At 68.2% G+C, this 21,780-nt stretch carries 22 protein-coding genes; 11 read left to right on the top strand and 11 right to left on the bottom strand.

What is annotated here, in order from left to right; all coding sequences use genetic code 11:
* Positions 1-18: 18 nt before the first annotated feature.
* Positions 19-987: a GNAT family N-acetyltransferase gene (locus AC1DVU_RS12240; protein WP_476922714.1), complete on the bottom strand. Its 969-nt coding sequence runs from the start codon at positions 985-987 to the stop codon at positions 19-21.
* A 94-nt stretch (positions 988-1,081) separates the two neighbouring features.
* Here AC1DVU_RS12240 and fdxA point away from each other — a divergent pair, with 94 nt between their 5' ends.
* Together fdxA and dapC are read left to right on the top strand one after the other, a co-directional pair.
* A complete protein-coding gene (gene fdxA, locus AC1DVU_RS12235; RefSeq protein WP_476922713.1) occupies positions 1,082-1,405 on the top strand; it encodes a ferredoxin in 324 nt (107 codons plus the stop codon).
* A complete protein-coding gene (dapC, locus tag AC1DVU_RS12230) occupies positions 1,402-2,508 on the top strand; it encodes a succinyldiaminopimelate transaminase (RefSeq protein WP_476922712.1) in 1,107 nt (368 codons plus the stop codon). The genes fdxA and dapC overlap by 4 nt, the downstream gene beginning before the upstream one ends.
* A 76-nt stretch (positions 2,509-2,584) precedes the next feature.
* On the opposite strand, the gene AC1DVU_RS12225 is transcribed toward dapC, so the two are convergent.
* The 3 genes from AC1DVU_RS12225 to AC1DVU_RS12215 are packed head-to-tail and all read right to left on the bottom strand — an operon-like array spanning position 2,585 to position 5,507.
* Positions 2,585-3,409 (bottom strand): VldE C-terminal domain-containing protein, encoded by an 825-nt coding sequence (locus AC1DVU_RS12225; protein WP_476922711.1) that lies wholly within the window; start codon positions 3,407-3,409, stop codon positions 2,585-2,587.
* Positions 3,410-3,416: 7 nt separating this feature from the next.
* On the bottom strand, positions 3,417-4,361 hold the full coding sequence (gene dapD, locus AC1DVU_RS12220) for a 2,3,4,5-tetrahydropyridine-2,6-dicarboxylate N-succinyltransferase (protein ID WP_476922710.1): 945 nt from the start codon (positions 4,359-4,361) through the stop codon (positions 3,417-3,419).
* Positions 4,362-4,385: 24 nt separating this feature from the next.
* Positions 4,386-5,507 (bottom strand): LCP family protein, encoded by a 1,122-nt coding sequence (locus AC1DVU_RS12215; RefSeq protein WP_476922709.1) that lies wholly within the window; start codon positions 5,505-5,507, stop codon positions 4,386-4,388.
* A gap of 157 nt (positions 5,508-5,664) precedes the next feature.
* On the opposite strand from AC1DVU_RS12215, the gene AC1DVU_RS12210 reads away from it, so the two are divergent.
* The gene (locus AC1DVU_RS12210; protein WP_476922708.1) at positions 5,665-7,098 is read left to right on the top strand and encodes an LCP family protein; all 1,434 of its coding nucleotides are present in this window, start codon (positions 5,665-5,667) and stop codon (positions 7,096-7,098) included.
* A 194-nt stretch (positions 7,099-7,292) separates the two neighbouring features.
* Positions 7,293-8,600 carry an LCP family protein gene (locus AC1DVU_RS12205; protein ID WP_476922707.1) on the top strand — a complete coding sequence of 436 codons (1,308 nt, stop codon included), beginning with the start codon at positions 7,293-7,295 and terminating at the stop codon, positions 8,598-8,600.
* Positions 8,601-8,692: 92 nt separating this feature from the next.
* Here AC1DVU_RS12205 and AC1DVU_RS12200 read toward each other — a convergent pair whose 3' ends face one another.
* From AC1DVU_RS12200 to AC1DVU_RS12185, 4 genes are all read right to left on the bottom strand, one after another.
* Positions 8,693-9,484 carry an ABC transporter ATP-binding protein gene (locus AC1DVU_RS12200; protein WP_476922706.1) on the bottom strand — a complete coding sequence of 264 codons (792 nt, stop codon included), beginning with the start codon at positions 9,482-9,484 and terminating at the stop codon, positions 8,693-8,695.
* A complete protein-coding gene (locus tag AC1DVU_RS12195; protein ID WP_476922705.1) occupies positions 9,474-10,331 on the bottom strand; it encodes an ABC transporter permease in 858 nt (285 codons plus the stop codon). The genes AC1DVU_RS12200 and AC1DVU_RS12195 overlap by 11 nt, the downstream gene beginning before the upstream one ends.
* 82 nt (positions 10,332-10,413) lie before the next feature.
* Positions 10,414-11,079 carry a TIGR03089 family protein gene (locus AC1DVU_RS12190; RefSeq protein WP_476922704.1) on the bottom strand — a complete coding sequence of 222 codons (666 nt, stop codon included), beginning with the start codon at positions 11,077-11,079 and terminating at the stop codon, positions 10,414-10,416.
* Entirely contained in the window at positions 11,076-11,846 is a 771-nt protein-coding gene (locus tag AC1DVU_RS12185) for a 2-phospho-L-lactate transferase CofD family protein (RefSeq protein ID WP_476922703.1), read from the bottom strand. Before AC1DVU_RS12185 ends, AC1DVU_RS12190 begins: the two co-directional genes overlap by 4 nt.
* A 117-nt stretch (positions 11,847-11,963) precedes the next feature.
* Here AC1DVU_RS12185 and AC1DVU_RS12180 point away from each other — a divergent pair, with 117 nt between their 5' ends.
* The 3 genes from AC1DVU_RS12180 to AC1DVU_RS12170 are packed head-to-tail and all read left to right on the top strand — an operon-like array spanning position 11,964 to position 16,401.
* The gene (locus AC1DVU_RS12180) at positions 11,964-12,218 is read left to right on the top strand and encodes a WhiB family transcriptional regulator (protein ID WP_056212467.1); all 255 of its coding nucleotides are present in this window, start codon (positions 11,964-11,966) and stop codon (positions 12,216-12,218) included.
* Positions 12,219-12,256: 38 nt separating this feature from the next.
* Positions 12,257-15,055, top strand: coding sequence for a glycosyltransferase (locus tag AC1DVU_RS12175; RefSeq protein WP_476922702.1), 2,799 nt, complete (start codon positions 12,257-12,259; stop codon positions 15,053-15,055).
* A complete protein-coding gene (locus AC1DVU_RS12170) occupies positions 15,052-16,401 on the top strand; it encodes a DUF5719 family protein (protein ID WP_476922701.1) in 1,350 nt (449 codons plus the stop codon). The genes AC1DVU_RS12175 and AC1DVU_RS12170 overlap by 4 nt, the downstream gene beginning before the upstream one ends.
* 4 nt (positions 16,402-16,405) lie before the next feature.
* Here AC1DVU_RS12170 and AC1DVU_RS12165 read toward each other — a convergent pair whose 3' ends face one another.
* Positions 16,406-16,852, bottom strand: a complete 447-nt coding sequence (locus AC1DVU_RS12165) for a metallopeptidase family protein (protein WP_476922700.1) — start codon at positions 16,850-16,852, stop codon at positions 16,406-16,408.
* 48 nt (positions 16,853-16,900) lie between these two features.
* Between AC1DVU_RS12165 and AC1DVU_RS12160 the strand changes: the two genes are divergently transcribed.
* Genes AC1DVU_RS12160 through AC1DVU_RS12145 form a run of 4 tightly spaced genes read left to right on the top strand, consistent with a single transcriptional unit; the run spans position 16,901 to position 19,746 of the window.
* Complete coding sequence (locus AC1DVU_RS12160; RefSeq protein WP_476922699.1) at positions 16,901-17,230, top strand: DUF3499 domain-containing protein; 330 nt, start codon at positions 16,901-16,903, stop codon at positions 17,228-17,230.
* Positions 17,227-18,585, top strand: coding sequence for a phosphomannomutase/phosphoglucomutase (locus tag AC1DVU_RS12155; RefSeq protein ID WP_476922698.1), 1,359 nt, complete (start codon positions 17,227-17,229; stop codon positions 18,583-18,585). The genes AC1DVU_RS12160 and AC1DVU_RS12155 overlap by 4 nt, the downstream gene beginning before the upstream one ends.
* A gap of 10 nt (positions 18,586-18,595) precedes the next feature.
* The gene (locus tag AC1DVU_RS12150; RefSeq protein ID WP_476922697.1) at positions 18,596-18,766 is read left to right on the top strand and encodes a Trm112 family protein; all 171 of its coding nucleotides are present in this window, start codon (positions 18,596-18,598) and stop codon (positions 18,764-18,766) included.
* Entirely contained in the window at positions 18,766-19,746 is a 981-nt protein-coding gene (locus AC1DVU_RS12145) for a cation diffusion facilitator family transporter (RefSeq protein ID WP_476922696.1), read from the top strand. Before AC1DVU_RS12150 ends, AC1DVU_RS12145 begins: the two co-directional genes overlap by 1 nt.
* Positions 19,747-19,831: 85 nt before the next feature.
* On the opposite strand, the gene mctP is transcribed toward AC1DVU_RS12145, so the two are convergent.
* Both mctP and AC1DVU_RS12135 read right to left on the bottom strand, forming a co-directional pair.
* Positions 19,832-21,499 (bottom strand): monocarboxylate uptake permease MctP, encoded by a 1,668-nt coding sequence (gene mctP, locus AC1DVU_RS12140; protein ID WP_476922695.1) that lies wholly within the window; start codon positions 21,497-21,499, stop codon positions 19,832-19,834.
* The gene (locus AC1DVU_RS12135) at positions 21,496-21,756 is read right to left on the bottom strand and encodes a DUF3311 domain-containing protein (protein WP_476922694.1); all 261 of its coding nucleotides are present in this window, start codon (positions 21,754-21,756) and stop codon (positions 21,496-21,498) included. Before AC1DVU_RS12135 ends, mctP begins: the two co-directional genes overlap by 4 nt.
* Positions 21,757-21,780 lie beyond the last annotated feature (24 nt).

Raw genomic sequence — 21,780 nt, 5'->3', positions numbered from 1 at the left:
TGGGCGGCCGCCATGGCTTCACTGTGCGGAGTCTGTGTCCCCGGGCTCGAGGTAGCGGTAGTCGTGGTGGTCCACGAATCCGTACGGCCGGTAGAGCGCGATCGCCGCGTGGTTGGAGTGCATCGTCTGCAGGTATGCCTTGTCGGCTCCGTGCTCGACCGCCCAGGCCAGGGACGTCTCCACTACGCGGCGGGCCAGGCCTTGGCGGCGGTGCTCGGGGGAGACCTCCACGCCGGCGATCCCGGCCCACTCGCCCGTGACGACGACGCGGCCGATCGCGACCGCAGGCGTACCGATCGAGACGAACCCGACCGTCGCGGGTCCCTCCAGCACTGCCCGCGCGGCGACCGGATCGTTGACGCGTCCGTAGTTGGCCAGCCAGTCGTCGTCGGCGGTCGGTGCGATGCGCGCGGTCGGATCCGCTTCGTACGCGGGATCGAGATCGGCGACCTGCACGACGGCGCCACCGTGATAGCCCGACATCGGCACCCACCCCGCACGAGTGAACGCGCGCTCCTCGGCGGAACCGACAACGACTTGGGCAAGCGCAGGCGAGTCATGCGCCGCATAGAAGTCCCGCACCCGTTCGAGCGCGTCGTCGAAGGGCAGACCGGGATCGCCGTGCACGGCGACGGAGTTGGCGCGCCCGGTGAAACGCCCGGAGGAGCGCAGCTCCCATTCGCCGAGCGCGACCGACTCGATCGCCGGCCAGCCGCGCGACGTGATGCGGGTCAGCTCTGCAGGGTCGACGTCGATGGCCTTGCGGCGCCGGAGAGGGCGATCCGGGACGGGCTTCCACGTCACGACGTCGGCCAGGGCGACGACCTGCGTACGACCGTCCCGGCGCTCGATCGTCACGGCGGTCCCGTCGACAGCCTGGACCCGTCCGATGACGTCGCTCATGGCCGGTCCGCCCGAGGGTCCGGTGCCACCCACGGTGTACCGGACCACGACGCGATGGCCGACGGAGGCAGCGTCGAGAGGCATGGCACAACCCTTCCATGTCATGAGGTGGACCTCATGTGCGGGAGGTGGAGTGGAGGCGTGATACTAGTGCCAGCCCCTTGAAGGAGAAATGCTCGTGACGTACGTGATCGCCCAGCCGTGTGTGGACCTCAAGGACCGCGCTTGTGTGGACGAATGTCCTGTGGACTGCATCTACGAGGGCAACCGCATGCTCTACATCCACCCCGACGAATGCGTCGACTGCGGTGCGTGCGAGCCGGTGTGCCCCGTCGAGGCGATCTTCTACGAGGACGACACGCCGCCGGAGTGGAAGGACTACTACGCCGCCAACGTCGACTTCTTCGACGACATCGGTTCACCCGGTGGTGCGGCCAAGCTCGGTGTGATCGACAAGGACCACCCGCTGATCGCCGCGCTGCCCCCGCAGATCCAGGAATGACCTCCCGGGCCAACGTCTCGGCGAAGTTCCCGGACTTTCCCTGGGACACCCTCGCGGCTGCCAAGGCTCGTGCCGCCGCGCACCCTGGCGGGCTGGTCGACCTCTCGATCGGTACGCCGGTCGACGCCACGCCCGAGGTCGCCCGCGAGGCGCTCATCGCTGCGGCGGACGCCCCGGGCTATCCCACGGTGTTCGGTCCGGAGTCGCTGCGCCAGGCCGCGGTCGACTGGATCGAGCGTCGCTTCGACGTGACGGGCCTCAGCCCCTCGCAGGTGCTCCCGACAGTCGGCTCCAAGGAGCTCATCGCCAACCTGCCGACCCAGCTCGGCCTCGGCGCCGGCGACTTGATCGTCGTGCCCGAGCTGGCCTATCCGACTTACGAGGTCGGTGCGCGCTACGCCGGCTGCGAGGTCGTCGCGACCGACTCGACGCTGTCGCTCGGCCCGCGGGTGCCGGCCATCATCTTCCTCAACTCGCCGGCCAATCCCACGGGCCGCATCCTGCCGCCGGACCACCTGCGCAAGGTCGTCGACTGGGCTCGCGAGCGGGGCACGCTGGTCGTCTCCGACGAGTGCTACCTCGAGTTCGCCTGGGAGGGCACGCCCTACTCGGTGCTCCATCCCGACATCTGCGGCGGCTCGTTCGACGGCATCCTCGCGGTGCACTCGCTGTCCAAGCGCTCCAACCTCGCGGGCTACCGCGATGCGTTCGTGACCGGTGACCAGTCATTGATCACCGAGCTGCTCGAGGTCCGCAAGCACCTCGGCTTCATGGTGCCCACGCCGATCCAGGCGGCGATGGCCGCGGCCCTCGCCGACGACGAGCACGTCGACCTGCAGCGCAAGACATACGCGGCCCGCCGTCACGACCTGCGTCGGGCCTTCGAGTCCGCCGGCTTCACCATCGAGTACTCCGACGGAGCGCTCTACCTCTGGATGACCCGGGGTGAGCCGTGCCGCGACACGATCGACTGGCTCGCCGAGCGCGGCATCCTGGCAGCGCCGGGCGACTTCTACGGCGCCGCCGGTGCGCAACACGTACGTGCGGCATTCACCGCGACCGACGAGCGCGTCGCCGAAGCCGTCACCCGCCTGACCCACTGAGGCGCGACCCCACGATTTGTGGACTTGCAGGCGTCACATCGGCCGGATAGCGCCTCTAACCTCACAAATCGCGGGGCTAGTTCGTCGAGACCCTGACCGTGTCGGAGTCGGTGCCTGAGCGCGCGGTCCAGCCCTGGTCGGAGTCGTCGGCGCTCCACTCCCGGTTGCCGAACGAGATCTCGGTGATCCGCAGGCGTGAGGCATTCGCGACGAGGTAGTGGGCGAGTGCCCAGCCGCGTGCCTTGATGTCGGAGGCCTTGCCGGTCAACGGGTACGAAGCGTGGTCGCCTTCGGTCGAATACGGAATGCCGCCGAATGCGGCCTTGACGTCCTTGGTGACTCGAGTGATCGTGCCGCTGCCCTCGCGGTTGATCTGGCACGTGAAGCTGGCGGGGCTGTAGCCGCGGAGTGCCGACGCGAGCGCGCGGGAATAGTCCTCGTGCTGCGCGTAGGCACCCGGAAACGCCGACCGCTGGACTCGCTGGGCGGCCTCGGTGATCTTCATGGACTGATAGCCCTTGACCTTGACCAGAGCGTCGTAGAACCGGCCGATCGAGTAGTGCGGATCGCTGATCTGCGCGATCGTGCCCCAGCCCTGCGACGTCCGCTGCTGGAACAGGCCGACGGAGTCGCGGTCACCGAAGCTGATGTTGTGGATCTTGGACTCCTGGAACGCGGTGGCGATCGCGATCGACGTCGCGCGCGGGGGCAGCCCGCGGCGCTGCGAGATCGCCGCCATCAACGACGACCACCTGGCCTGCTCGAGGTCGATCTCGGCCCGGACCTGGCCGACCTCCGCGACGCAGTTCTCGGGGCGCAAGGGCTCGCGGTCGCGCAGCACGACAGCGACCATCACCGTGGCGGTGACGAGGCTGAGAACGACGATCCAGCGAAAGCGCACTGGAGCGTCAGTTGGCGTGGAGGTCAGCGTTGAGCTCGATGCCCGTACGCTCGCCGCGCGGCCGGGCCTCGATCGCGCCGGTCTGGCTGTTGGTCAGGAACAGGATGCCGTCCTGGCCGGACAGCTCGGACGCCTTGATGATCGAACCGTCGGGCATCGTGACCTTGGAGCCCGCCGTGACGTACGTTCCGGCGGCGACGACGCAGTCGTTGCCCAGCGAGATGCCGATGCCGGCGTTGGCGCCGATCAGGCTGTTCTCGCCGACCGTGATGACGGCCTTGCCGCCGCCCGACAGCGTGCCCATGATCGAGGCTCCGCCGCCGACGTCCGAGCCGTCACCGACGGTGACACCGGCTGAGATGCGGCCCTCGACCATGGCCGTGCCGAGAGTCCCGGCGTTGTAGTTGACGAAGCCCTCGTGCATCACCGTCGTGCCCTCGGCGAGGTGGGCGCCGAGGCGTACGCGGTCGGCATCACCGATGCGGACGCCGGACGGGATGACGTAGTCGGTCATGCGCGGGAACTTGTCGATGCTCGTGACCTGGACGTGCAGTCCGGCTCCACGGGCGCGGGCTCGGATCGCCTCGAAGCCGTCGACCGGGCAGGGTCCGAGCGAGGTCCACACGACGTTGGTCAGCAGGCCGAAGACACCGTCGAGGTTCTGGCCGTGCGGCGCGACGAGCCGGTGCGACAGCAGGTGCAGACGCAGGTAGACGTCGTATGCGTCCGTGGGCGGCGCCTGCAGGTCATCGATCGCGGTGTGGACGACGACCTTGTGCACCTCCCGGATCGCGTCCTGGCCGGCCAGCGCGGTCAGCTCGGCCGGCTCGGGGTCGCCGTCAGGCGCGGCGCCGAGCCGAGGCTCCGGGTACCAGACGTCGAGGACCGTGCCGTCGAGGGTCAGCGTGGCGACGCCATAGGCGTACGCGCCGGGGTGATCCGCAGAAGTCATGCCACCAAACCTATCTGGGCGACGTCAGCGCTTCGGCAGGCCGTCCTTGGTGCAGAGGTTGCCGATCTGGTCGGTGCGATCCTTCTTGATGAGGTCGAACATCTTGGGAGCGCGATCAGGGTCCCAGTTGACCGCGAAGTCCCGCAGCGGCACGGTGCAGTTGAGGCCGTCGCCGCCCATCGATGCCGACAGCGCGAGGGCGAACCGGAACAGAGCGATGGGGCTGACGTCGTCGCCGATGCGCAGCGAGCCGGAGGCACCCTTGGCCACGCTGAGGTAGCGGACGGGGTTGATCACGGTCCACGGCGACTTGGCCTTGTCAGCGATCGACCCCAGCACCTCGCGCTGGCTCTGCACGCGCTGGATGTCCTGCGTGGCGTACGTGTGACGGTTGCGGGAGTAGGCGAGGGCGGTCTTGCCRTCGGCGTTCTGGCAGCCCTTCTGGACGTCGAGGCCGGAGTCCTTGTCCTTGATGCGCGACTTGGGGCAGATCTCGACGCCGCCGAGGGAGTCGACGACCTTGACCAGGCCGCCGAAGCCGACCTCGATGTAGTCGTCCACCCGGATGCCGGTGTTGCCCTCGATCGTCCTCACGAGCAGCTTGGGTCCACCGAAGGCATACGCGGCGTTGATCTTGGTGCGTCCGTAGCCCGGGATGTCGACGATCGAGTCGCGGGGGAGCGACATCAGGACGCTCGGACCGCTGCCGGTGTGCAGGAGCATGATCGTGTCGGTGCGGCCACGGCCACCGCTGTCGCCGCCGGTCGCGAGCTCTTTCTGCTCCTCCTTGGTCAGACCGCGGCGGCTGTCCGAACCCACCAGCAGGTAGGTCGTGCCGGCCTGGTCGGCAGGGCGGCCGGAGGCGGGGGAGGCGTCGACCTTCTCGATCTGGCCCCAGGCCCATACCGGCACAGCGACGAGGAACACGATCCACGCCATCAGAGCGACCTCGATGATCCGGCGCCATCTGGGGCGCTTCCTCACCTTCCTGGGCTCGTCGGGCGGGACGTCGTCGGTGCGGCGACCGGGCGGCGGAAGGTTCGGCGGGGGCAGGTCGGAGGACGGGCCTTGCCGAGGTGTCGGAAGTGCCCCTTGGTCGTCGCCGTACAACCATCCGTAGTCACCGTCGGGACGCTGGTCTGACATGAGCAAGACCGTACCTGACCTCGGCTCATGCGCCCGGCAACCGCCCGTGTGCACCCCGAGGAAATTCCCCACCGCTCCTCGGCGCGCCCTCAACCTCAACTGGAGAGTTTGTGTGGATACTGAGAATCGCCTCAGCCTTCTTCCCCGTGAGGACACCATGTCTGACGTTCGCTCGAGTGTGATGGGTGGGTCGTATGCCCGCCCGGCCGACACCTCTGCTCGCATCCAGTTCCGCCGCGCACTGACCCTCACGGCGATGACCCTCGTCATGCCCGGATCCGCTCAGCTCGTCAACGGCAACAAGCGCATCGGCCGCATTGCCGTACGCGTGTGGCTGGGCTTCCTGGCTGTCGGCGCGGTGCTGCTGTTCCTGGCGATGAACTCCCGCAAGCAGCTGTTCTCGCTCGTCATCGAGACCCCGCTGCTGCCGGTCGGCCGGTGGATCCTCATCGCCGGAGCCGTCGCCTGGGTCGCCCTGATCATCGATGCGTGGCGCCTCGGCCGCCCGCTCGAGCTGCGCCGCAACCACCGGCTCTGGATGACCGGCATCAACAGCGTCCTGTGCTTCGCGACCGCCGGGGCGCTGTTCTTCGCAGCCCACCTGGTCTCCGTGCAGACCTCGTTCGTCGGCAGCGTCTTCGTCGCCGACACCGTCTCCAAGCCTCTGGAGGGCCGTTACAACGTGCTCCTGCTCGGCGGCGACTCCGGCCCCGAGCGCAGCGGTCTGCGCCCCGACTCGCTGACCGTGGCCAGCATCGACAAGGACACCGGCCAGACCGTGCTGATCGGCCTGCCGCGCAACCTGCAGAACGTGCCGTTCCCCAAGGGCTCGGTGATGGACAAGGAGTTCCCCAACGGCTTCAACGGCGAGGGCCAGTACCTCAACGCGATCAACACGTGGGCCAACGACCACGCGTCGATGTTCAAGGAGAAGAACCCCGGCCTCAAGGCGACGATGGGTGCCGTCGAGGAGATCACCGGCCTCAAGCTCAACTACTACGCCATGGTCAACATGCACGGGTTCTCCAAGCTCGTCAATGCCGTCGGCGGCGTACGCGTCAACGTCCAGCAGCGCACCGCGATCGGCGGGATCGGCTCACCGATCCGCGGCTGGATCGAGGCCGGCGAGCAGAAGCTGACCGGCGACCAGGCGCTCTGGTACTCCCGTAGCCGCGTGCAGAACGACGACTTCTCGCGCATGGGCCGGCAGAAGTGCGTCATGAACGCGATGCTGCACCAGCTCAGCCCGCAGAAGGTGCTGTTCAACGTCGAGAAGATCGCCAGCTCCAGCAAGGCGCTGCTGACGACCAACATTCCCAAGTCCGACCTCGACGTGTTCGTCGACCTCGCGCTCAAGGCCAAGGCCCAGAAGGTCTCGACCGTCTCGCTCGTACCCCCGGTGATCTACACCGGCAACCCCGACTTCAAGAAGGTCCGGCGCCTGATCGATCGCGCGATCGACAAGGCCGAGGGCCGCCCCTCGGTCGCGGGCGGCATCACTCAGGCCAAGCTGGCGCTGCCCAAGGCTGGCGGCGAGACCAAGGACCCGCGCAAGGCCAACCAGAGCTCGGACCTCGGCGCGGCCTGCTGACCGCCTGAGTTGTCGCTGAGATCACCAACGCGATGTCACCAAGGCCCCAGGCGTCGGTGATAATGGATGCTTCGTCGGTCACTCCGTAAAGGGAACTCATGTCGCATCGCGCGAGTATCCTGGGCCGCGGTTACCAGGACAACCACCTGGATTCGCCGCGCGTCCGGTTCCGCCGTGCCCTCCTGTTGTGCCTGATGACGGTGATCGTCCCCGGCTCCGGACACATCGCGGTCGGCAAGCGCGTCGTCGGCTGGTTCGCCTTCACCCTCTGGCTCGGCGCGCTCGGCGGCGGCGGCTATCTGCTCTGGAAGTACCGCACGGATCGTGCCCAGGTCCTCAGCTGGTTCACGGACACCGACGTCCTGCTCCTGGCCAGGGCCGGCATCGTGGCGATCGCGGTGCTCTGGGTCATCCTGTTTCTCGATGCGTGGCGCCTGGCGTCGCCGGGCCGGCTCAACTTCATGCGAGCAGCCCTCATCACGGTGCTCAACCTCGCGATCATCGGCGGTGTCGCCGGCTCCACGGCGTACGCCTCACAGCTCATCAAGGTCTCGCGCGACACGGTCAAGGTCGTCTTCAAGGAGACCAAGACGTCGGCTCCGCTCAAGGGCCGCTACAACATCCTGCTCGTCGGCTCGGACGCCCGCGCCGATCGCACCGGCATCCGGCCCGACTCCATGACCGTCGCCAGCATCGACGCCGACACCGGCAAGGTCGTGCTGATCTCGCTGCCGCGCAACCTCGAGAACGTGCCGTTCTCCGAGGGCTCCCCGATGCGCAAGCTCTACCCCTACGGCTTCAACTGCGGCTCGGAGTGCCTGCTCAATGCCGTGCACACGACGGCCCAGAACCGCACGGACCTCTATCCCAACAGCAAGGATCCGGGCCTCGACGCCACGATCGATGCGATCCAGGGCGTCACGAACCTCAAGATCAACTACTACGTGATGGTCAACCTCAACGGCTTCAAGGGCCTGGTCGACGCAGTCGGCGGCGTCACGATCGACGTCAAGTCCCGCATCGCGATGTTCGGCCACGACGACTCCTGGAAGAACACCTACATCGAGCCGGGCCGGCAGAAGCTCAACGGCCAGCAGGCGCTCTGGTACGCCCGCAGCCGCGTGCAGTCCGACGACTACACCCGCATGGGCCGGCAGAAGTGCCTGATGGCCGCGATGGCCGAGCAGCTCAGCCCCCAGACGGTCCTGCTCAACGCGACCAAGATCGCCAAGTCCGGCAAGGAGCTGCTCAGCACCAACATCCCGGCCAAGGAGCTCGGCCGATTTGCGGACCTCGCGCTCAAGACCCGCGGGCAGAAGATCCGTACGGTGTCGGTCGTCCCGCCGGCGTTCAGCACCGTGACGCCTGACTTCCCGGCGATCCAGGCGGCGATCCAGAAGGCCATCGACAAGTCCGAGGCGACGGCCGCGCCGACCAAGAAGCCCAAGGACACCTCGGGCCGGGCGGCCAACCAGACGGACGACCTCAAAGCCGTCTGCTGACCAAGGCCCGAGGGCGCTCTGCGCCCGACCGGTCGAGGTGGTTGAGGTGCAAGCGCGCTCCGCGCGCGAAGCCTCGAAACCGTCGTGAGGTCCTAGGCTCGGTCCTGGGCCTCTTCGTAGGCGTTGATGACCTCGTCGGTCTCGCCGTCCATGATGAGCGTGCCCTGGTCGAGCCAGACGACGCGGCTGCACGTGTCCCTGATGGACTGCATCGAGTGGCTCACGAGGAACACCGTGCCGGCGTTGTCGCGAATCTCCCGGATCCGCTCCTCGCTGCGGGCACGGAACTTTCGGTCACCGACAGCCAGCGCCTCGTCGACGATGAGGATGTCGTGGGTCTGCACACTGGCGAGCGCGAACTTGAGTCGAGCCGTCATGCCCGAGGAGTAGGCGCGCATCGGCAGGTCGATGAACTTCTCGAGACCGGAGAACTTCACGATCTCCTCGTAGTTGGCGTCGATCTCGTCCATCGTGAAGCCCATGGCCAGGCCGCCGAGGATGATGTTGCGCTCACCCGACAGGTCCTTCATGAGGGCGGCGCCGACGCCGAGCAGACTCGGCCGCGACGAGGCGTAGATCGCACCACGGCTGACGGGTGTGAGCCCGACGATGGCCCGCATGAGCGTCGACTTACCTGAGCCGTTGGTGCCGATGACGCCGATGCTGTCCTGCTCGTATGCCGTGAACGACACACCCTTGAGGGCATGGACCGTGCGCATCTGCTTGCCGCGGCCGCGCAGAACGTTGGAGCGGCGGTCGGCAGCTGTGGGACGCTTGCCGGTCGCGAAGACCTTGTACTCGACATGGACGTCATCGATGATGACGACCGGCTTCCGGTCTGCCGGCGGTTGGGGTGCTTGCACCCGGGTCTCGTCAGTCGACACGGCCGTACCTTTCCTCGGCACGCCAGAAGAACCAGACCCCGAACGTGAACAGGGCGATGGACCAGACAGTGGCGTAGAGCCAGTAGCGCTCGTCGATGGAATATGTGTCGCCGGCAAGAAGCGCCGAGCGGGCGAGGCTCAGGAACTCGTTGACGGGCTGGAAGTCGGCGATCCGCATGATGACGGGATAGTCGCCGAATCGCTCCTTGACACTGAAGAAGATGCCGGTCGTGTAGAAGAAGAACCTGGTGAGGAACGGCAGGAAGTTGTTGAGGTCGCGCCAGTGCGCCGCCAGTCGAGCCGTGACGAGCGCGAGCCCACAGAGGAAGACGTAGTAGAGGGCGACGATCGGGATGAGCAGGAGCCAGTGGATGTGCGGCGAGTTGCCGTTCAGGAGCAGGAACACCAGCATGATCGCGAGGGTGGGCACGAACTGCAGGAAGCGCTGGGTCACGGCGGCCAGCGGCAGGACCATGCGCGGGAATGCGAGGCTCTGGACCAGCGCGGCGTTGTTGGTGACCGACTTGCCACCCGCGGTCCACGCCTGCGAGAAGAACTCGAACAGGAACACGCCGATGATCAGGAACTCGACGAAGTGCGGGGGCCGGCCGCTCTTGCCGAGCAGGAAACCGAAGATCAGGCCGTAGACGAGGGCATTGAGGAGCGGCTTGAGGATGACCCAGAACATGCCGAGCGAGTTCTGCTGGTTGTCCGACTCGATCTTGAAGCGAGCCATCGAGAAGATGAAGACCCGGCGCTTCCAGACGTCAGTGACGTAGTCGCGCAACGGGGGCCGGCCGCCGACCCGGTGAAGGCCTAGGCGCGCCGCATCCTCGGCGGTTGTCATCCGTGTGGTTTCCCTACTGCTCAGACATTCGGGGGAGCCTGACGTCCTGCCGTCGAGGCATCGTTGAGTGTAATGGATCGACCTACTCGCCTCGGGCGCCCTCCTGCGCGCTCACGCGTGAAACCTGCTCGGGTGTGGCAGACGCCACGATCACGATCGAGCCGCCACCCAGGCAGGCGGCAGCGATCAGCTCCGCGTCGCGACGGGCGCTTCCCGGCACCACGAGTCGGCGGGCGCTGTGAGGCACGACGGAGGCGAGGAGGTCGGCGTGGGTGTCGGTGGTGCCCTCAAGGTCGAGGGCGAGTGTCTCCGGCTGCGGGGGGTCGAGGGCGACGAAGTGGTCTCCGTGTCCTGGCACCTCCGCTGCGAGGTCCAGGAAGCCCGTGGGCGGTTCGGTGAATCGGCCACCGAGCGGGCGCAGCGACGCGGCCACCCTCTGGGGCTCGTCGGCGACGAGGTCGGGACCACTCAGCCCGATGTCTGCGGTGTGATCGACGACCGCCGCGCCGACGTTCCACGCAGCAAGGAGCCACACTGTCGTGAGCCAATGGCTCGGCAGGCCGATGCGGATGCGGGTGCCGGGCGCGGCGTCGAGGTCGTCGACGAGGAAGTTGCTGGTCTTGGCGACCCAGTTGGCGGTCGTGATCGTGCTGAGCTCGACGCGTTCTCCAGTGGCCATGTCGTAGTAGGTCACCAGGGGCTGCGAAGGATCCTTCGCGGTGCGCAGCAGGCCGTCGAGCGTCCTCATGCGGCCGCGACCTTCCGTGCATGATCGAGCACCGCGCCCGCCTCGGCGGCCACGGGCCGGGGCCGGCCAGGATCGGCCTGCCGCAACCCGGCCACTCGTACGAGCTGGGCGGGCGCCGAGTCGTCGTGATCGACGACCAGCACCGGATGGTCGTCGTCGACCAGGTCGAGGAAGCCCGGTGTGCGAAGGACGGGGTCGATCGCGAGGGTGCGACTCGACGGCCCCAGTACCAGGACGTCGCTGTCGAGCAGCGCTTGCGAGACGGCCGAGGAGACCGAGATCTGGTCGGCGATCAGGAGCAGCTGCGTCGCGTCATGTGCTGCAGGGTCGTCGAGGTATTCGTCGACATGGACAGCGCGAGGCTCGTCCGAACCGACGACGACACGGAACTCGGCTCGGTCCTCGCACATCGGCAGCAGGCGGTAGGGGAGTGCAGCACGGATGCCGGCCGCGATCGTCGCGTCGGTGAGGGTGCTCCCGGTCATGACGAGCTCCGTGCGGACCAGCCGAGCCGCCACGTCCTGGTCGCTGGCCCGCTGCCAGCGCGGCAGGTAGCCGACCGACTCGAGGGCGTCGGCCACGGCGTACGTCGGACTGCCGGGGGTCGCGAGGAGGCCGTCGAGGTCCGGGCTCGCCTGCAGGCCGGCGGCGACGTGCCCACGGACGGTTGGAGCGATGACGGTCAGCTCGTCGTTGGAGCCGAGGAGGCCTCCGAGCTCGCGGGCGAAGGGTGCGCCGTCGGCGCCGACGACCAGCAGGATGCGCATGTCGGCCATTGTGTCGTGCCCATCGCGGCGTCGAGCAGGCGGGCGACACGCCGGGGATTTCATGAATCTTGCCATTCGGCTTGACTTGTGACAGGTGACAGGACTGTAATTCCATGTATGTCATTCGATCTGGGTCTGCCGCAAGAGCTCGATGAAGAACTCATGTGGCAAGAGCGCGCGCTGTGCGCTCAGACAGACCCCGAGGCGTTCTTCCCTGAGAAGGGTGGATCCACACGTGAGGCGAAGCGAGTCTGCCTGACGTGCGATGTCCGTGGAGAATGCCTCGAGTACGCCCTGGCACATGATGAGCGGTTCGGCATCTGGGGCGGTCTGTCCGAGCGTGAACGTCGCAAGCTGAAGAAGCGGGCTTAGAAGAGCGCGCTTTCCCTCGTCCACTAGAGTCGCTCTACGTGGACGAGACCAGCACGACGCGCCATTGGCTCGACGATCCGCCCACAGTCGGTGCCATCCTCGTGGCCCACAACGGTGCGACCTGGCTTCCCAAGGTTCTCGCGTCGTTCGCCCACATGTTCTACGCACCGACGACGTGGCGGGTCGTCGATGTCAGCTCGACGGACGGCAGCGCGGAACTCCTGCGCGACTCCTTCGGGGCCGAGCGCATCACCTACGCACCCTCGGGCACCGGGTTCGGCGAAGCCGTCCGACTGGGTCTCGAGTCGATGCCGCGTACGGACTGGATCTGGCTCCTCCACGACGATTCCTCGGTGCTGCCGGGCACGTTGTCGGGCCTGCTCGACACCGGGACCTCCGCACCCGACATCGCGGCCGTGGGCCCCAAGATCCGAGAGTGGCCCTCGTTGCGCCGCCTCCTCGAGGTCGGCCTGACGATCACCGCGACGGGCTCCCGTGAGACCGGCCTCGAGACCGGCGAGCCGGATGCCGGCCAGCACGACCGGCCGCGTGACGTCCTCGCCGTCAACACCGCAGGCATGCTGATCCGCCGCGACGTCTGGGACGAGCTCAACGGTCTCGACCCCAACCTGCCGCTGTTCTACGACGACATCGACCTCGGCTGGCGGATCGCCCGGGCGGGCTACCGCACGAGGACGGCACCGACCGCCGTGGTGTTCCACGCCGAGTCGAGCCGGCGGGGCACCCGCACGCGTACGGCTGGGGACATGCCGCACTGGGAGGAACGCCGGGCCGCGATCTACACGCTGCTGGCCAACACCCCGATGCCGCGCTCCCTGTGGCAGTACGTCCGATTGTTCTGCGGGTCACTCCTGCGCGTCGCCGGGCTGTTGATCGGCAAGGATCCCGAAGCCGCGAGCGATGAGCTCCTGGCGCTGCGCTCGGCGTACACGCATCCCTTCAAGCTACTCAAGGCCAGGCGTCGGAGAAGGGCGACCGCCAAGCGCTCGCACCGGTCGATCCGTCACCTGCTTGCGCCGTTCTGGCTGCCTTATCAGCACGGTTTCGACATGGTGCGCGACACCGCCACCGCGCTGATCAAGCCCGAGGCGGTCGAGACGATCGGCCGACGGTCCACGACGCTCGACCAGGCACCCGATGAGGCGGAGGACCTCGACGACGGTCCGTCATTGCTGCAACGCCGCCCGTGGCTCGCCACCGTGCTGGTGCTCCTGGTGCTCTCGGTGGTGGCCGGCCGCGGCCTGTTCGGCGCCGACCTGCATGGCGGGGCGTTGCTTCCTGCCCCGGGATCGTCGGCGGGATGGTGGGACCTGCTGTTCGGTGCGCGTCACGACGTCGGGCTCCCCAGCGACACGCTGCCGCCGATCTTCGCCCTCCCGCTGGCTGTGCTCTCGACACCGGTGTGGTTCCATCCCGGCCTCGTGATCACGACCGTCATGGTCTTCGCGGTGCCGCTCGCGGCCCTGACGGCCCACCGGTTCGGACGGCAGATCAGTCCGCACCGCATCCCGCGCATGGTCTGGGCGGTCTCCTACGCGTTGTGCGTCGTCGCGATCGGAGCCGTGAGCCAGGGCCGGCTCGGCACCGTCGTCGCCCTCGTCGTGCTCCCGATCATCGCCAACACGGCGTGGCAGCTGGCCGAGAACCCGGGCTGGCAGCTAGCCCTCCGGCTCGGCATCTGGGTCGCCTTCGCCTCGGCGTTCGCCCCGATCGTCCTTGCGATGAGCCTCGGTGGCCTGTTGATCCTCTGGTACGCCGAGGGTCGCTGGGTGCGCGGGCAGCTCGTCATCGCGGCGGTCGTGCCGCTCGTCCTGCTCGGCCCGTGGCTGGCCCAGCGCGCCCTCCGCCCGTGGCGAGCCTGGTGGGAGGCCGGCTATCCGATGCCCGGCTCCGCCACGGTCCGTGACGTGGTGCTCGGACGCGCGGGAGGACCCGGTGCGGCCCCCGAGTGGCTGACTGTCGGTGTGCTCGTCCTGGCGCTCGTTGCGCTCGTGCCGCGTCGCACCCGCACGGGCGTGTTGCTCTCGTGGCTGGTCGCCCTGCTCGGGCTCGGCGCGGCTCTCGCGGGGACGCTCGTCACATACTCGACCCACGCCGGTCCTGCCGACATCACCCCGTGGGTCGGCATCCCGACCGTCGTGTGGATCGGCGGCCTCCTGACCGCGGTCCTGCTCGCAGTCCCGGCGACGCTGTCGTGGCCCCGACCCGCGCTCGCAGCGGTTGTGGTCATTGCGCTCGTCCTGCCGGTCGGCACGGCCGGCTGGTGGCTCGTTCGAGGCGACGCGGATCCGATCGACGACGGCCGAACCAATGTCGTGCCGGTCTTCCTCGCCGAACGTCCCGGCGACACCCTGGTCGTGACGGGGAGCATCGATGACGGCGTCGACTACCGCGTCGTCGCCGGAGACGGGCCGTTCCTGGGCCAGGAGGCCGTGACCGCGTCGTCGTCGGACTCGGCCAGGCTCACAGCGGTCGTACGCCGGATCCTCGCGCAGGCGACAGCCGCCGACATCGACGCCCTCGGGGCGCTCGGCATCGACTCGATCTACGCCCCGAGCGCCGACCCCGAGGTGAGCCGGCGGATCGACGCCGCGCCACGGCTCTCACCGGCGGGCAGCGACCAGCCGGGCTCGCGCGTCTGGACACTCTCGCCGCAGCCGAAGAACGACGTCGCCACGGCACCGTGGTGGCACCGCTGGTTCATCGGGGTCCAGGCACTCGCCTGGCTCGTGGCGATCGTGCTGACCGCCCCCGTACGCCGTCGCGCCGCGCCCGAACCGTTGGACGAGCAGGACGAAGCGGAGGTCACCGCATGAGCGGCATGAAGGACTTGCGCATCCTGATCCTCCCAATAGCGGCCGTCGCCCTGGTGCTGCTGGCCCTCGTCGCCCCGTCCAGCTCCGAGTCCGCCCGGCCGCCGTCGCGGGTCACCGTCACCCAGGCGTCGTACGCCTGCCCGGCAGGTTCGACGATCACCGTGGCCGCCGGGCAGGTCAAAGCCGGCTCCGGTGCGGCGGCCCACGTGTTCCCCGGCCGCGGTCGCGATGCCGAGCTCGAGGACGCATCGTCCTGGCGTACGTCTGTCGTCAGCGGTTCGGGGGTCATGGTGCAGCAGGAGGGCCGGGCATCCGGCCCCGTCGGGTTCTTCGCCGGCACGGCGTCCAAGAAGGGCGGCGGAGGACTGGTCGTCGGCTCGTGCCCCGGCGTCGTCGACGACGCCTGGCTGCTGGGCCTCGGCTCCGGGGGGAAGCACTTCTCGACGCTGATCCTGACGAACCTCGCCGACACACCCGCAGCCGTCGACCTCTCGCTCTGGGGTCCCAAGGGCAAGATCGACGCCGTCGGCTCCGAAGGCATCGTCGTCCAGCCGTCCTCGGTCAGGCGCATCCGGCTCGACGACCTGGCGGCCGGCGAGGCCGAGCTCGCGATGCACGTCCACCGTCGCCGTGGGTCGCTGTCGGCCATCGTCAACGACAGCTCGACGTCCGTCTTCAGCGGCACCGAGCCCGTCGCGGCGACCATGGCGCCACGACGCTCCCAGGTCGTCGGGGGACTCGTGCAGGGCGCCGAGGGCCGGACGCTCATGATGGTCAACCCCGGTCAGTCGACGGCCCGGGTCGACGTCAAGGTCATCGGCCCGAAGAACACGTTCTCGCCCTCGGGGCTGGACCAGGTCAAGGTCCCGGCGGGTTCGACGCGGTCGATCACCGTTCCCAAGTCGGCCGGCTCGGGTGCGCAGGCGTTGCGCTTGACGTCGGACCAGCCGATCTCCGCCACGGTGCGGATCGCGCCAGGCGACAAGGACTATGCCTATGCCGAGGCGGTGCCGGCGTTGACAGGCCCGGCGATCGTGCCGGTCCAGGTCGGGCCCAAGATCGGCGCGCCGAGGCTCCTCCTGACTGCCCCCGGTGGCGCGGCGTCGGTCGACGTCCAGGCCTACGACGCCTCGATGCGGCCGCTTGCGTCGAGCACCCTGAAGATCAAGGCCGGCACCACGACGTGGTCGCGGCTCGAGACATCTGGCGCGGCCTACTTCGTCGTCACCCCACATGGCAAGGTCGTCGCGGCGGCGACGTACGTCAAGGGTGACGGCATCAGCTCGCTGGCCCTCACGCCGGCGCCGGTCACGGTGCTCAGCCCTCAGGTCCGGCCGGTCTCCTGAGCGACTAGCGCGGCCGCGGGTCGAGGTCGTCCGGTGACATGTGCCAGACCTCGGCGAGCCGGTCGAGGACGACCGACCACACGAGGTCTTCGAGGTCCTCGTTGCTGGCGCAGCGCTGAGCGATCGGGATGCGGAACAGCACGACGCGAGCCCCCTCGGGCTCCGGCGCGACGATGCTGAGCGGAACGTCATCGGTCCATTCCGGCGGCAGCAGCGGCGCCTCCTCGACGACGACCTGCACGTGGTCCGGCTCGACGGCGAAGTGTGGCTCCAGCGCCGCGATCACGTCACCGACCAGCAGGTCGAACGCCGCCCGCGCGGGCCGGTGCACCGGGACGCTACGGGGCGAGAGCGGGCCGGGCAGGGCCATCGGACCCCGGGGCCCACGGCCTCGCCGGTCACGCATCCGGCCGGGTCGTGGACCGCTGACGGCGCCGCCGAAGTGATCCATGCGGTGAGCCTAACGCGCAGGGTCGGGAGTGGGGGATAACCTCGCCTCGTGGGTGCGGTGAGACGATGCACGCGTTCGGCGTGCTCCCAGACGGCAGTGGCGACGCTGACCTATGTCTATGCGGATCAGACGGCGGTGCTTGGTCCGCTCGCGACCTACGCGGAGCCACACACGTACGACCTGTGTGCCGAGCACTCGCAGCGCATGTCGGCGCCGCAAGGGTGGAACGTCCTGCGCCTGGCTCCCGACCCGGCGGCTGCCGAGCCCACCCGCGACGACCTGCTGGCGCTGGCCGACGCGGTCCGCGAGGCCGGCCGGCCCCCAGCACCAGCTCCTGATGGACCACCCACCCTTCGACTCGTGAGGCCCGAATCTTGATCGACCCCCGTCTGGCTGAGGTGGTCAAGGCGTACGACGTGCGCGGCCGCTCTCCCGAACAGCTCGACCCTGCCCTGACCCGTGCCCTCGGCGAGGCGTTCGCCCTCGAGACCGGCGTCACCGATGGCGGCAAGGTCGTCATCGGGCACGACATGCGCGACACGTCTCCGCTCCTCGTCGAGGCGTTCTCCGACGGCGTACGCGCGCAGGGCGGCAACGTCATCGGCATCGGCCTGGCCTCGACCGACCTGCTCTACTTCGCCTCCGGCGACCTCGACCTGCCCGGCGCGATGATCACCGCGAGTCACAACCCTGCGGCCTACAACGGCATCAAGCTGTGCCGCGCTGGCGCCAAGCCGATCGGCTACGACACGGGCCTCTCGGCGATCGCCGAGCAGGCGACCACGTTCCTGGCCCGCACCGAGCTGCCCGAGCCGACCGGCACATACGAAGAGCTCGACGCGTTGAGCCGCTACGCCTCCTACCTCCACGAGATCGTGCCGATCCCGGATCGCCGCCGGCTCAGGGTCGTCGCCGACGCCGGGAACGGCATGGCGGGTCACACCGTGCCGTCGGTCTTCGCGACGCTCAACGTCGAGCTGACCCCGATGTACTTCGAGCTCGACGGCACATTCCCCAACCATGACGCGAACCCGCTCGACCACAGCACCCTGGTCGACCTGCAGGCCAAGGTCCGCGGGACCGGAGCCGACATCGGCCTGGCATTCGACGGCGACGCCGACCGCTGCTTCGTGATCGACGAGCGCGGCGACGTGGTCTCCCCGTCGGCGATCACGGCGCTCATCGCCTCGCGCGCCCTGCTGACGACGCCCGGCGCGACGATCCTGCACAACGTCATCACGTCCAAGGCCGTTCCGGAGATCATCGCCGAGAACGGCGGCACCGCAGTCCGTACGCCGGTGGGCCACTCCCTGATCAAGGCCGAGATGGCGCGCACGGGCGCGGTGTTCGGCGGCGAGCACTCGGGGCACTTCTACTTCAAGGACTTCTTCCTCGCCGACTCCGGCATGATCGCCGCGCTGCACGTCATGGCCGCACTGGCCGAGACCGACGGCACGGTCTCCGAGCTCATGGCCCAGTACGAGCGCTACGTCTCGTCCGGCGAGATCAACAGCACGGTCGAGGACGGCCCCGCGATCCTCGAGGAGCTGGCCCGCTCCTACGCCGACCTGCCGCAGGACACTCTGGACGGCCTGACGATCACGGGCGATCGCTGGTGGTTCAACGTACGGGCGTCCAACACCGAGCCGTTGCTGCGACTCAATGTCGAGGGTGACGACGAGGAGACCATGGCCCGGGTACGTGATGACGTCCTCGCCGTGATCCGTCGGTAGGCTGCTGAGCATGAATCTTGACCCCGCCCTGCTCGAGATCCTGGTGTGCCCGCAGTGCCGGGCCACCCTGGCGGTCGACGACGAGGCCAGCGAGCTCGTCTGCTCCGCCTGTGCCTTGGCCTATCCGGTCCGTCGCGACATCCCCGTGATGCTCGTCGACGAAGCCCGGACCATTGGCTGATGGCGACTGAAGGCGGCAACAAGGCGGTCATTGCTGCGCTCCTGGCCAACACCGGCATCGCGATCACCAAGTTCATCGCGTTCCTGCTCACGGGCTTCTCATCGATGCTCGCCGAGTCGATCCACTCGCTGGCCGACTCCGGCAACCAGGTGCTGCTGCTCGTCGGCAGCAAGCGGTCCAAACGCGAGGCGACCGAGGAGCACCCCTTCGGCTTCGGCCGTGAGCGCTACATCTACGCGTTTGTCGTGTCGATCGTGCTGTTCAGCGTCGGAGGCCTGTTCGCGCTCTACGAGGCCTATCACAAGTACCACGAGATCCACGACGGTCACGACGGCGGACTCGACAGCAAGTGGCGGCTCGTCCCGCTCGTCGTCCTGGGCATTGCGATCGTGCTGGAGTCGCTGTCGTTCCGCACCGCGATCATCGAGAGCAACAAGGTCCGCGGCGCGCAGAGCTGGTGGTCGTTCATCCGCAGGGCCAAGTCGCCCGAGCTCCCGGTCATCCTGCTCGAGGACTTCGCTGCGCTGCTCGGCCTCGTCGCTGCGTTCCTCGCGGTGAGCCTTTCGTTGATCACCGACAACGCCTACTTCGACGTCGTCGGCACGGGCTTCATCGGCGTGCTGCTGATCGTCGTCGCGGTCATCCTGGCGATCGAGGTCAAGAGCCTGTTGATCGGCGAGGCAGCCAGCAAGGACGCGATCGGCAGGATTCGCACGGCGATCGAGTCGACGCCCGGCGTCACCCAGATCATCCACATGAAGACGCTGCACATCGCGCCGGAAGAGCTGCTCGTCGCGGTCAAGATCGGCATCGAGGCCGACGCCACCGGAGCCCACATCGCGGCGGTCATCGACGCGGCGGAGCGCAATGTGCGCGCGGCCGAGCCGATGGCCCAGCAGGTCTACGTCGAGCCGGATGTGTTCCGGGCCGACCACGTCACGGACGAACGCCCGGCGGCACCGAGCGCCCCCGGCCACTAGCCCGACACCCCCGAGATGTGGATCCTGCTGCACCACGATCGCACTGTGCGTGGTGCAGGTTGATCCAAATCTCGGGGGACCAGGTCTAGTCCACCGGTGGGGTCGCCAGCGGGTCGAGCCGGTCGACGACTTCCGGGTCGCCGGCATCGGCGAGGTAGTCCGTCGGGTGCGTGTCATCCGTGCCGGCATCGACGTCGAGCGCACGGCAGATGAACGTACCGACGACCGCGACGATGAGGTTCAGGACGAGAGCGGTCAACCCGAAGTAGATGAGGTTGTCGCTCAGGCTGATGCCGAACACCTCGAGCGGAGCGACCGAGCCACCGAAGTGCGACCCCGGATCACCGACGACCTCGGTGTTGTAGGCCGCGATCGTGCCCCAGACCATGCCGACCGCCCAGCCGGCCAGCAACGCGTACCGGTGCAGCCAGCGGGTGTAGAGACCGATCACGATCGACGGCAGCGTCTGCAGGATCCAGATGCCGCCGAGCAGCTGCAGGTTGATCGCGAAGTCCTTGGGCAGGGCGAGCACGAACATCAGGGCGCCGAACTTCACGAGCAGGCTGGCGATCTTGCTCTGCTGGGCCTCCTGCGCGTCGGTGGCGCCGGGATTGATGAACGCCTTGTAGATGTTGCGGGTCCACAGGTTGGCGGCCGCGATCGACATGATCGCGGCGGGGACGAACGCACCGATCACGATCGCGGCGAAAGCGACGCCGGCGAACCATGGCGAGAACTCCTGCTCGAACAGCTGCGGGATCGCGAGCTGCGGGTTCTTGACCTGGATGCCGGCCGCGACCGCGGCGAGACCGAGCAGGGCCAGGAGCCCGAGCAGGAAGGAGTACGCCGGAAGCAGCGCGGCATTGCGCCGGATGATGTTGCGGTTCTTGGTCGACAGCACCGCGGTCACCGAGTGCGGGTACATGAACAGCGCCAGCGCCGAGCCGAGAGACAGTGACGCGTAGGCCCATTGCGAGACGCCGAGTCCGGGGATCAGGCCCTTCGGTCGGGCCTCGCCGGCCGCGATGGCATCGGCGCTGTCCTTGTTGAACGTGTCGAACGCCTTGCCGGCCGAGTCGAAGATGCCGCTCCAACCGCCCAGCTGCGTCGGCAGGTAGATCACCGCGACGATGATGACGAGGTAGATCAGCGTGTCCTTGACGAACGCGATCAGCGCCGGAGCGCGGAGGCCCGAGGAGTACGTGTAGGCCGCCAGCAGGGCGAATGCGATGAACAGCGGCAGGTCCTTCTTGAACCAGTTGTCGCCCTCGCCGCCGAACCCGATGACGTCGAGCACCGCCTGGATGCCGACGAGTTGCAGCGCGATGTAGGGCAGAGTCGCGAGGATGCCGGTGAACGCGACCGCCAGCGACAGCGCGCGGGAGTCGAAGCGACCCTGCACGAAGTCGGCCGGCGTGACGTACGAACGGCGGTGCGAGACCGACCACAGACGCGGCAGGAAGATGAAGATGATCGGGTACAGGATGATCGTGTAGGGCACCGCGAAGAATCCTGTGGCGTTGCCGGCATACAGCAGCGCAGGCACGGCGATGAACGTGTAGGCCGTGTAGATGTCGCCGCCGATCAGGAACCAGGCGACGAACGTGCCGAAGCTGCGTCCGCCGAGGCCCCACTCGTCGAGGTTGTCGAGGGTCTCGGCCTTGCGCCACCGTGCGGCGAGGAAGCCCAGCACCGTGACCAGGAGGAAGAAGAACAGGAAGACGGTCAGCGCGACCGGGTCGACGTCGTTCATCGCTGGTCCCCGTTCGTGCGGCCCTCGGCGAGGCGACGCTTGCGCTCATGGTCGATCACGAGCTTGTAGGCGATCGAGGTCAGGACGACCGAACCGATGACCATCAGGAACTGGTACCAGAAGAAGAACGGGATGCCCCACAGCTCTGGATCCTCCTTGGCATACGTCCAGACCAGCAGCGGGACGACGATGGCAATCGCCAGCGCCACCCCCGCCCCGATCAATGGACCCTTGCCCGGCGGTGTGTGCTCTGGCATTGACGTGACCCCCAAGTCAGTCCG

This window comes from Aeromicrobium sp. P2_G6 (genome assembly GCF_056403535.1).
The sequence above is the reverse complement of the archived record's forward strand: the minus strand, read 5'-3'. Positions and strand labels throughout refer to the sequence as shown.